12 protein-coding genes are annotated in these 6,683 nt (G+C 63.2%); 7 read left to right on the top strand and 5 right to left on the bottom strand.

The window, feature by feature from the left end; all coding sequences use genetic code 11:
* Together VEK15_19700 and hemL are read left to right on the top strand one after the other, a co-directional pair.
* Positions 1–569: uroporphyrinogen-III synthase (locus tag VEK15_19700; protein ID HXV62933.1), on the top strand; the 569-nt coding region annotated here is incomplete at its 5' end.
* On the top strand, positions 566–1,855 hold the full coding sequence (gene hemL / locus VEK15_19695) for a glutamate-1-semialdehyde 2,1-aminomutase (protein ID HXV62932.1): 1,290 nt from the start codon (positions 566–568) through the stop codon (positions 1,853–1,855). The genes VEK15_19700 and hemL, both read left to right, overlap by 4 nt.
* Here the strand turns inward: hemL and VEK15_19690 are convergent.
* On the bottom strand, positions 1,852–2,151 hold the full coding sequence (locus VEK15_19690; protein ID HXV62931.1) for a Rieske 2Fe-2S domain-containing protein: 300 nt from the start codon (positions 2,149–2,151) through the stop codon (positions 1,852–1,854). The genes hemL and VEK15_19690 overlap by 4 nt on opposite strands.
* 5 nt (positions 2,152–2,156) lie before the next feature.
* Complete coding sequence (locus VEK15_19685) at positions 2,157–2,981, bottom strand: PHP domain-containing protein (protein ID HXV62930.1); 825 nt, start codon at positions 2,979–2,981, stop codon at positions 2,157–2,159.
* A gap of 93 nt (positions 2,982–3,074) precedes the next feature.
* Here VEK15_19685 and erpA point away from each other — a divergent pair, with 93 nt between their 5' ends.
* Genes erpA through VEK15_19665 form a run of 4 tightly spaced genes read left to right on the top strand, consistent with a single transcriptional unit; the run spans position 3,075 to position 4,914 of the window.
* A complete protein-coding gene (gene erpA, locus VEK15_19680; protein HXV62929.1) occupies positions 3,075–3,398 on the top strand; it encodes an iron-sulfur cluster insertion protein ErpA in 324 nt (107 codons plus the stop codon).
* A complete protein-coding gene (locus tag VEK15_19675; protein ID HXV62928.1) occupies positions 3,370–3,696 on the top strand; it encodes a 2Fe-2S iron-sulfur cluster-binding protein in 327 nt (108 codons plus the stop codon). Before erpA ends, VEK15_19675 begins: the two co-directional genes overlap by 29 nt.
* A gap of 7 nt (positions 3,697–3,703) precedes the next feature.
* Positions 3,704–4,465, top strand: a complete 762-nt coding sequence (locus tag VEK15_19670; protein ID HXV62927.1) for a hypothetical protein — start codon at positions 3,704–3,706, stop codon at positions 4,463–4,465.
* Positions 4,462–4,914 carry a hypothetical protein gene (locus VEK15_19665; GenBank protein ID HXV62926.1) on the top strand — a complete coding sequence of 151 codons (453 nt, stop codon included), beginning with the start codon at positions 4,462–4,464 and terminating at the stop codon, positions 4,912–4,914. Before VEK15_19670 ends, VEK15_19665 begins: the two co-directional genes overlap by 4 nt.
* Positions 4,915–4,916: 2 nt before the next feature.
* On the opposite strand, the gene VEK15_19660 is transcribed toward VEK15_19665, so the two are convergent.
* Positions 4,917–5,366 (bottom strand): Rrf2 family transcriptional regulator, encoded by a 450-nt coding sequence (locus tag VEK15_19660; GenBank protein ID HXV62925.1) that lies wholly within the window; start codon positions 5,364–5,366, stop codon positions 4,917–4,919.
* 34 nt (positions 5,367–5,400) lie between these two features.
* On the opposite strand from VEK15_19660, the gene VEK15_19655 reads away from it, so the two are divergent.
* On the top strand, positions 5,401–6,033 hold the full coding sequence (locus VEK15_19655; GenBank protein HXV62924.1) for an HAD-IA family hydrolase: 633 nt from the start codon (positions 5,401–5,403) through the stop codon (positions 6,031–6,033).
* Here VEK15_19655 and VEK15_19650 read toward each other — a convergent pair.
* Together VEK15_19650 and VEK15_19645 are read right to left on the bottom strand one after the other, a co-directional pair.
* A complete protein-coding gene (locus VEK15_19650; protein ID HXV62923.1) occupies positions 6,026–6,280 on the bottom strand; it encodes a hypothetical protein in 255 nt (84 codons plus the stop codon). The two genes, VEK15_19655 and VEK15_19650, sit on opposite strands and share 8 nt — an antisense overlap.
* Before the next feature lie 51 nt (positions 6,281–6,331).
* On the bottom strand, positions 6,332–6,577 hold the full coding sequence (locus VEK15_19645; protein ID HXV62922.1) for a carboxymuconolactone decarboxylase family protein: 246 nt from the start codon (positions 6,575–6,577) through the stop codon (positions 6,332–6,334).
* Positions 6,578–6,683 lie beyond the last annotated feature (106 nt).

Genomic DNA, 6,683 nt, shown 5'->3' with positions numbered 1-6,683 from the left:
CGAATGCCATCGAGGCATTCTTCACCCGATTGTCCCCACGGACTCCCCCTCGTAACCTCTCGTTCGCGGCGATCGGACCCGCCACTCGGGACGCCTTGCAACGCAAGGGATACTTACCGGCGGTGGTCCCGGAGCGCTTCGTGGCAGAAGAGGTGTTTCGCGCGCTTGCCGATAAAACCGCGGTCGCGGGGAAGCGTTTCCTCCTGCCTCGCGCCGAGATCGCCCGTGAGGCGCTGCCCCGTCTTCTCGAGTCGGCGGGAGCGCAGGTGGACGTCGTCACCGCTTATCGAACGGTTCCCTCGCGCGACGAGATCGCCCCCGCGCTCGAGCGCCTCAAGCGCGGCGCGGTGGACATCGTAACCTTCACATCCCCCTCGACGGTGCGGAGCTTCTTCGACGGCATCCAGCTTTCCGATATCCAGGGGAAATTCACCTGCGCCAGCATCGGCCCCATCACCAGCGCTGCGCTCGGAGAGCTCGGCCTCGAGGTCGGGATCGAAGCGGAGTCCTACACCTCAGAAGGGCTGGTCGAAGCCATCGTGCGCCATTACGAGAGGATGGAATCGTGAGCAAGAGCCAAGCGTTGTTCGAGGAATCCAAGCGGTATATTCCCGGAGGGGTCAATTCCCCGGTTCGTGCCTTTCGGGGAATCGACCGTGCGCCACGGTTCATGGCTTCGGGCCGAGGCCCGTATATCCGGGACGTGGACGGCGTCGAATACATCGACTACATCGCGGCGTACGGTCCGCTGATCCTCGGTCACGCCCACCCCCGGGTACTCGACGCGCTGCGAGAGGCACTCGGAGACGGGACGAGCTTCGGGACTCCGACCGCCATCGAGCTCGAGATGGCCAAGAAAATCTCGGAGATGGTCCCCACGGTCGAGATGGTGCGCATGGTGAGCTCCGGCACCGAGGCGACTCTGTCCGCCATCCGGCTCGCGCGGGCCGTTACCGGCCGAGACGCCATCATCAAGTTCGAGGGCTGTTATCACGGTCACGCGGACTCGTTCTTGATTCGGGCGGGCTCGGGCGCCATGACGACCGGGGTTCCCGACAGCGCCGGGGTTCCACCCTCGGTCGCCTCACTGACCTCGGTGGCGCGGTTCAACGATCTCGCTTCCTTCGAACGCGTCTTCGAGGACCAGCCCGACCGCATCGCCGCGGTGATCGTCGAGCCCGTTGCCGGGAACATGGGGGTGATCGCGCCCCGTGAGGGCTTCCTCCAAGGACTTCGACGGCTTTGTACCCAGAACGGTGCTTTGCTCGTTTTCGATGAGGTCATGACCGGTTTCCGCGTGAGTCGAGGCGGGGCCCAGGAGCTCTATGGCGTGAGTCCCGACCTAACGACCCTGGGAAAAGTCATCGGGGGTGGACTGCCGGTTGGCGCCTACGGGGGCCGTCGCGAGCTCATGAGTCAGATTTCGCCCTCGGGCCCCGTCTATCAGGCGGGGACGCTCTCGGGCAACCCCCTCGCGATGAGCGCGGGGCTCGCTCAGCTCGAGACGCTCGACGAGTCGAATGCCTGGGTAAGGCTCGAGGCTGCCTCAGCTCATCTGGAGCGGGGCGCGCGAGAAATCGTCTTCGAGTCCGGCTTTCCCGTCCGGTTGAATCGCGTAGGCTCGATGATGACGCTGTTCTTCTCGGATTCCGAGATAATCGATTTTGAGAGTGCGACGGAAGCCGACACCGCCCGCTACGCGCGCTTCTTCGTCGCCATGCTCGAGGCCGGTATCCATCTCCCGCCGTCCCAGTACGAAGCCTGGTTCGTGTCCCTGGCACACACGACCGACGTTCTCGACCGGACGCTCGAAGCGATCCGGAAGAGCCTTCGTGCCGCTTTCGCGAGCAGCTAAAGATCGACCCAAACGGCACCGTCCTCGACGATCACCGCATAGGTTCGTACTCGAGAAAGAGGATTCAGAGGAGAGCAACCCGTCCTGAGCTCGAACTGCCATTGGTGCCAGGGGCAATAGAGAACCCCGGATTGGATCGTCCCTTCGTGAAGCGGACCCCCTCGGTGGGGACAGGTCTCGTCGAGGGCGAACCACTCGTCCTCGTGGCGGAAGACCGCGACGCGCTTTTCACCGACATCGACGGCGATGGCCTTCCCCTCGGCGAGGTCCTCGACCGATGCGAGCCGGTGGCGCATCCTCGTTATCGCACTCGGTCGCGAAGCAACTCGAACGCCTCTTCGGTGAGCTCTTCGCAACCGAGCCGCTTCACCGAGTCGCCATCGAGACGGTGAAAATCCGAACCGCCGGTTACCAGCACGCCGAGCGTCTTCGCCAGGCGCTCGTACTCGGCCGCTTTCTCCGGGGTGTGATCGTGATGAAACGCTTCTAGGGCCCCGATCTCGTCGGTCACCATCTTCGGGATGAGCGTGTCGTCCCCGAGGAGCACCGGATGGGCGAGCGACGCGATCCCTCCGGCACGACGGATGAGACCGACCGCGTCTCTCACCGTCACCTTCTCGTACGCCACGTAGGCGGGACGGTCCGCCCCGAGGTACCGCTCGAAGGCTTCGGCGAGACTGGAAACGATGCCTCGCTCGACGAGGACTTCGGCCACGTGAGGTCTCCCCACGCTTCCATGACTCGACCGGGCGAGGACTTCCTCGACCGTCACGTGCACTTTCTCGGCCAAGAGCCGGCTCACGATCCGATGGACCCGTTCGATTCGGCGATGGTGAGCTTCGGCAAACCACTCCTTTAACCAGCTCTCGCGGTAATCGATGAAAAGCCCGAGTACGTGGACCGGCACGTCTCCGAAGGTTGCGCTGACCTCGACTCCGGGAACCAGCTCGACTCCGAGAGTCTTCGCTTCGACCTCGGCTTCGGGCAGACCGTCCACCGTGTCGTGATCGGTGATGGCGATTGCTTTGAGGCCCGCCGTCTTGGCGAGGCGCATGAGCTCGGACGGTGAAAGAGTGCCGTCCGAGGCAGTCGTGTGCGAGTGAAGGTCGTAGAGAGCTCTAGGCATCTTCAAGCGGATGAACCCTTTATACTAGGCTCTTTCGCCGATTCGAGCAAGATGCCTTGACACTGTTCCTCCGCCGTCGCTATACTCTACCCGATGGTCACTCTGACGGAGCTTGCAGCCACGAAGGTCCACGAATTCCTGGAGCAGAACGGGCGGCCCGAGGCAGGACTCAGGGTTCGGGTCGTGGGTGGGGGTTGCTCGGGTTTCCAGTATCAGCTCGCTCTCGACGAGGCGGCTTCCGAAGGAGACGAGGTTTTCGAACAGAACGGAGTGCGACTGTTCGTCGACCCCCGAAGCTACCTGTACCTCGACGGCACCCAGATCGATTACGTCGAGGACATCATGGGCTCCGGCTTTCGGTTTTCCAATCCCAACGCCACGGGATCCTGTGGCTGCGGCGAATCGTTCCAGGTCTAGCGTCACCCTCAAATCCATCACCGAGCTCGTTCCCATCGAGATCGAGGGGCGCTCCTTCGAAGTACCCAGCGGCGAGGTGCTGCTTTCGTGCGTACACTTCCTGGTGAGGGACGACACGCCGGTCCTGGGGAGGTTCTGCTGGGCAAACGAGTGCGGCAACTGCGAGATGAGCGTGAAACGAAGAGGCTTCCTCCTCGCGACGCGGGAGCGCGGATGCCAGACCGTGGTCGAGGCGGGCATGGAGCTTTCCGACTTGACTCCCGAGCTCCGATACTGGCTCCAACGCAGGCTCGTCTGACGCGACCATGATCGCGGAGGTCACGTCTCTTCTCGCCGGGCACCTTGCCTCGGGGGCTCTTGTGGCCACGGCGCTCCTCTCGCTCGAGAACCGTCTGCCCCTCGGCTTCCTGCGCTTCTGCACGTCTGCGACCGGCGGGGTTGCGGGTCTCGCCGCGCTGCTCGGCTCCGGCATCGAGCGATGGCTCTGGTCAGCCGTTCTCGTCGCTTCCCTGCTCTGGTGGGGCGTCCTCCGTTCGGAACACCGACCGAGGTGGGTGCCGTTCGCCGCCGCTGGAGCCGCTCTCGCCGCTCTCCTTTCTCTGGGAGCGCGCGGGACCGGCGACGTTCACGGGTGGCTCGGCGCTTTCGGAAGCCTCACCGCGGGGCTTCTGCTCGGCACGGCCACGGTGACGATGATCCTGGGCCACTGGTATCTCGTCGACACGAGTCTTTCGATTGCCCCGCTGCGCTCGGGCGCGAGATGGTTCGGAATCGCCGCCGCTCTAAGATGGCTCGCCGTGGGGGCCGCACTCCCACTCGGAGGTTGGGACGCGCTCGGCGTCCACCGATTCGCCGATGTCGTATTCTCGACGACCGCTCTATTCTTTCTGTTCCGCGGCCTCACCGGGCTCGGGGCACCCCTCTTGCTCGCGCCCCTCGTCTGGCAAACGGTCCGCATACGCTCGACGCAATCGGCCACGGGCCTCCTCTATGTCGCTGTGGTCCTGGTTCTCTTCGGCGAGCTGATCTCGCAGTTTCTTTGGGTGACGACGGGCTATCCCCTGTGAGTCCCCGCGTCGGCTACTACTGCTCCCGCTGTTCGCGGTACAACGAGTACCCACTGCCGGCCGGCGAAGGTGCCGGGACGTGCGAGCGCTGTGGAAATCGCGAGCCACCAGATCCGAGCCCGGCGGTCACGGCCGGCGGGCCCATCGATCGATGCCCGCATTGCGACAATCTCCATTTCTACACGCGAAAGGATTTTCCCCAGCAACTCGGATGCTTCGCCGTCGCGGCAACCATCCTGTTATCGAGCCTCGCTTACGCGGCTTGGGATTTTCCTGCGGCGCTGGTCGTTCTCGTTGCCGCCAGCGCCGCCGATATCATCCTCTATCAGTTTCTCGGGGAGGTCACGGTGTGCTATCGCTGCCACACGGAGTTGAGGGGCTTTCAGGAGAACCCGGAGCACGAGGCGTTCGACATGCACCGAGCCGAGGAATACGAGCAGGGACGCTAGATTTAACTCGTTTCGATGACGACCGGGCCGGCACTCTGGTGATGGGGCGCCTTCAGCATGTCGGCCATGGTGACGCTACCGAGAAACTCGACCATCTGGCTCTGGGCCCGGCTCCACACGGAGAGCATCTCGCATCGATCCAGAATCGAGCAGTCGTCGTGTTGGCCCTCGACGCATTTGTTGAGTCGCAACGGACCCTCGACCGACTCGATGACCTCCAGAAAAGTGATGGACTCGGCCGAACGGGCGAGCGCATACCCTCCGTGGGCGCCCTGCTGCGATTTGACGACGCCCCGATTGGCGAGGATCGGAAGGATTTGCGCCAGGAATGCTTGGGGAATGTCCTTCGCCTTGGCGATCTCGCTGACGCGCCCGTATCGCTGGGGAGGAATTCGGGCGAGGTAGATGACCGCTCGAAGCGCGTAATCACTCTTGCGTGAAAGCTCTAGCACGAAAGCGGCCCTTTATGATTATAACTCACGGGTGATGAAGCTGGTCATTTTCGATCTCGATGGAACGCTGGTCGATTCCGGGGAGGACATCACCGCTTCCGTCAACGAGCTCCTCGCGGACGTGGGCCGGGATCCGCTGTCGATCGCTCGGGTCCGTGACTACGTGGGTAACGGCGTGAGAAAGCTCGTGGAAAGGGCTCTGGCCGGCTTTTCCCCGAGCGAGATCGACCTCGCCGTCTCTCGGTACCGCGAGATCTACCGGCGGCGCCTACTCGAGCACACCGTTGCCTACCCCGGAGTGGTGGAAGCCCTCCGCGCGCTCCGCTCACGGTGCAGGAGCGCGGTTCTCACCAACAAGCCGCTTCGGGAAAGCCGGATGATTCTCGAGGGCCTCGAGCTCGACCAGTTCTTTTTCTCGATATATGGCGGCGACTCTTTCGCCCGAATGAAGCCGGACCCCATAGGCGTCGAACGGCTCCTCGCCGAGGGCGAGGCCAAACCGACCGAAGCGCTTCTCGTAGGAGACACCGAGGTCGATTTCGAGACGGCGCGGAACGCTCGCATTGCCAGTTGTCTCGTCTCCTATGGACCGACCCCGTACCGGACGCGTTCACTCGACGCCGACTACCGCGTGTCGGACTTGCGCGAGCTCGTTGCTCTTATCTAGAAAGTGGCATATCCGTCTCGAGGTCGACCCCGAGAGCGTCGGCGACCCGGTTGATGTGGTTGAAATACCCGATGATATGAACGAGGACGAACAGGTCCTCGTCGGTCAACCCGTGGGCTCGAAGGACGTCGAGGTCCTCGCGCTGCGCTCGTTCGGGGGCGCGGGTCAGCCGCATGGCAAAATCAACCAGGGCTCGCTCGCGCGGCGGGAGGGGAGCTTCTGCGGGCTCCTTCTTGATCGCCTCCACGAGCGAATCATCACCAAGAACGGAACGGAGATCCTCCCCGTGGGCCTCGGTTCAGTAGTGACAATGATTGACCCTCGAGACGACCGTCGCGACCATCTCGCGCTCGGCACGAGTCAAGCCGGAAGGCCCGTGCATCAACTGCAGATAGAGGTTCAAGAAGGTGCGCATGACGTCGGGTCGTATGCTCTGGAGCTTGACGATTTGGTAGACCTTGCCCGCTCGCCGGATCGCCTCGTCGTACTGACGTTTCAGCTCTCCGGACGCTTCGTTCTCCGGTATCGTGTGGATCCACGCCATGTTGCTTTACCTCCTGGCCTCGATGAGTGGCATTCTACCTCTGAACTGGCGCTTTGCTCTGCCGTCCCGCCGTGTTACGCTTTCGGAGAAGTTCTCTTCCGATACA

Source organism: Vicinamibacteria bacterium (genome assembly GCA_035620555.1).
In the GTDB taxonomy this organism is placed as follows: Bacteria; Acidobacteriota; Vicinamibacteria; order Marinacidobacterales; family SMYC01; genus DASPGQ01.
The sequence above is the reverse complement of the archived record's forward strand: the minus strand, read 5'-3'. Positions and strand labels throughout refer to the sequence as shown.